Origin of the sequence: Intrasporangium sp. (assembly GCF_032907665.1) — a bacterium.
GTDB lineage: Bacteria > Actinomycetota > Actinomycetes > Actinomycetales > Dermatophilaceae > Intrasporangium.
The window spans coordinates 1-2,826 of sequence record NZ_JAJJPG010000248.1 but is presented as its reverse complement, the minus strand read 5'-3'; the positions used below and the strand labels follow the sequence as shown (position 1 = coordinate 2,826).

Below are 2,826 nucleotides of genomic sequence, written 5' to 3'. Positions count from 1 at the left end.
GACGACGCCGGTGTGCCGAAACGCCCCACCCACACCGTTCCCACAGCCGGTCTGGGCGGCGGAGTCCGTCGTGGGCGGTCCGCGCCTCGCCGCGGACGGCCTCGTGGTCGACCTGCCACCGGGGACACCGGCCCCACCCCGGGTGCCGGACGTCTCCTACGTGCTTGCCGACATGGGCACAGGCGAGGTGCTCGCAGCCAAGGCGCCACACGCCTGGCTGCGCCCGGCGAGCACCCTGAAGACGCTGACGGCGCTCACCCTCATCCCACGACTCGACCCCCGGCGGGTCGTCGTCGCGAAACCGGAGCACGAAGCCGCGAACGGCACGCGCGTCGGCATCCTCGCGGGCAACCGCTACCCGGTCGGCCGACTCTTCGACGCCCTGCTCATGTCGTCCGCCAACGACGCTGCCTACCTCCTCGCCGAGGCGGCCGGTGGCTTCGAACAGACCGCCATCCTGATGAACGAGACCGCCCGGAAGCTCGGCGCGCACGACACGGTCGCCGTGGATCCGAGTGGTCTCGACGAGGAGGGCCAGCGTTCCAGCGCCTACGACCTGGCCCTCATCGGACGGGCCGCAATGCAGCTGCCGGACTTCCGCGCCTACGTCACCCGGCGCACCGCGGTCTTCCCCGGCGGCAAGGCCGCGTCCACCGGGAAGGTCTACCGCCCCTTCCAGATCCAGAACATCAACGACCTCCTCCCGAACTACCCGGGCGCCATCGGGATCAAGCCCGGACGTACCAACCGCGCCCAGCACACCTTCATCGGAGCAGCCACGCGCGACGGCAGGACGCTCATCGTCACCCAGATGGGCAGCACGACCGGCGACTGGAAGAACACCGCTGCCCTGCTGAACTGGGGTTTCGCCCATGCTGACGCAGTCGTCCCGGTGGGACGGTTGGTCGAGCCCGGCGAGGCCGAGCCGCCCAGCCCCGCCCCGACCACCTCGCGGACCACGACACCGGCCGCCTCCGCGGGATCCGCAGGAGATGTGGGCCCGGCTCGCCCCTCACGGCCCGCCGACGGAACCGGGGGCGTCGCCGCTGATGGCCTGGTCGGAGAGGGCACTGCTGCGACCGTCGCAACGGGCGGGATCGCGATCCTCGTCCTCGGCCTCGTCGCCGTGTCGGCGACCTTCCTCGTCCGCCGACGCAGGCACCGACCCGCTGCCACGGACTCTCCTCAGTGACCGGCGGGGACCCCCGTCACCGCCTCTTCCGCCGACCCCACCACGCTCCCAGCGCCGCCACGCCCACCCCGCCCAGCACCGCACCGGCCGCGACGGAGACCCGATCACGCGCACGACTGGACGTCGAGCCGGGAACGACGTGAGCGGCATACGGCTGCACTGTCTCCCGGGAGGCGACGGGGATCTGCGCCCTCGCCTGCTCCGCCTCCCCCGCGAGGCGGGCGATGTCGACGTCATTGGCCGCCCACGCGGACGCGAGCAGCACGATCCTGGACATGAGGTTGAGCCAGAAGAGCAGCCCGACAGCAACCGCGACCGCACCCAGCAGAGGATTCGCCGTCGCCCGCGCGATGAGCAGGCCGCCGAAGTACTTCATCACCGTGAGCAGCACCGCCCCGACGACCGCGCCGGCCCGCAGGTTCGCCCACGGAAGCGGCACTCCTGAGAGGAGCCGGATGAGGACCACGAGCAGGAGAGTGTCGAAGAGCACCCCGAAGAGCAGGCCAGTGACGGTGACGAGCACGGCGTTCCCGTCGAGGCCGATCCAGTCGGCGAGCTGCTCGGCAAGACCACCGACGACGCTGGTCATGATCGCCGACACAGCGATCCCGAGCCCCAGCACGAACAGGACGCCCAGGTCGCGCAACTTGGCCTTGATCGCGGTGCCCGGGGTCGCCCCGAGGCCGAAGACCCCGCGAATCCCGGTGCGCAGAGCACCGATCCAGCCGAGGCCCGAGAAGAGGAGAGTGACGAGAGAGACCACGCCGGTGATCGTCAGGGTCGAGCTCTGCGGCGCCGAGAGGCTGATGACCCCCTCGGGATTCGTCTCGGTCCTCACCATGCCCGGCAGCCACTCGTTGAGCGAGTCGGCGATCGTCGTCAGCAGGTCGGGCCGTCCCTGGAGGACGAAGCCGAAGACCGTGAACGCGAGGGCCAGCGCCGGAAAGATCGAGAAGAAGGCGAAGTAGCCGACCCCTGCGGCAAGAAGGTCGCCGTTGGCGGCTCCGTAGCGCTTCCACGCCTGGTACGGCGGCGAGGCCTTGAGGCGGGTGACGAGGGTCGTGAGCGCCATGACGCGCTCACCCTGCCCGGGTCGACGTCCTGAGCGGGAAGTCGTGCTTGGGCCGCCACACCTCGTCGTCGTCGAGCTCGTAGAGGTGGAATGACTCGACGGTGAACCTGACGTGGAAGTCAGCCAGCTCCTCGAAGGCCTGGTCGAGCTTGTCCGCCGGGACGTTGTGGGCGACTGTGACGTGCGGGTGATAGTAGAAGTCGAGCTCGCGACGCACCGGCCCTGCCCTCAGAGCCGTCTCGAGCGTCTCGCAGGCGGAGACGCCCTGTGCCACCTGGATGTAGACGACGTCGGACACCGGACGAAAGGTGCCGGTCCCGCGCAGCACGACATCGAACTCGTCCCGCTGCGAGGCGACCCCCGTGCAGTACTCGATGAACTCCTCGTAGACCCCGGTGTCGATCGGTGTCGGCGGCAGCAGGGTGATGTGCGCCGGGATCCGCCACGCGGCCGGATCGCCGAAGGAGGCGCGGCGCTGCTGGAGCAGTTCGCCGTGCGGCGACGGGATCGGGATCGACACACCGATCGTCCTTGGGGTGGTCACACCAGAGACCGTATCGAA

Annotated in this window: 3 protein-coding genes; 1 reads left to right on the top strand and 2 read right to left on the bottom strand. The window is 70.1% G+C overall.

All coding sequences use genetic code 11. The features are described from left to right. The coding region (locus tag LOY02_RS18990) for a hypothetical protein (RefSeq protein WP_317183927.1) at window positions 1–1,192 on the top strand (1,192 nt) is incomplete at its 5' end. A gap of 16 nt (window positions 1,193–1,208) precedes the next feature. Here the strand turns inward: LOY02_RS18990 and LOY02_RS18985 are convergent. After that, entirely contained in the window at window positions 1,209–2,264 is a 1,056-nt protein-coding gene (locus LOY02_RS18985; protein ID WP_317183926.1) for a YihY/virulence factor BrkB family protein, read from the bottom strand. Between the two features lie 7 nt (window positions 2,265–2,271). Continuing rightward, window positions 2,272–2,808 (bottom strand): 2'-5' RNA ligase family protein, encoded by a 537-nt coding sequence (locus LOY02_RS18980; protein WP_317183925.1) that lies wholly within the window; start codon window positions 2,806–2,808, stop codon window positions 2,272–2,274. Window positions 2,809–2,826: the final 18 nt, after the last annotated feature.

Excerpts from the sequence above, each read along its gene's own strand:
- LOY02_RS18985 (WP_317183926.1), bottom strand. The coding sequence starts at position 2,264 with ATGGCGCTCACGACCCTCGTCACCCGCCTCAAGGCCTCGCCGCCGTAC.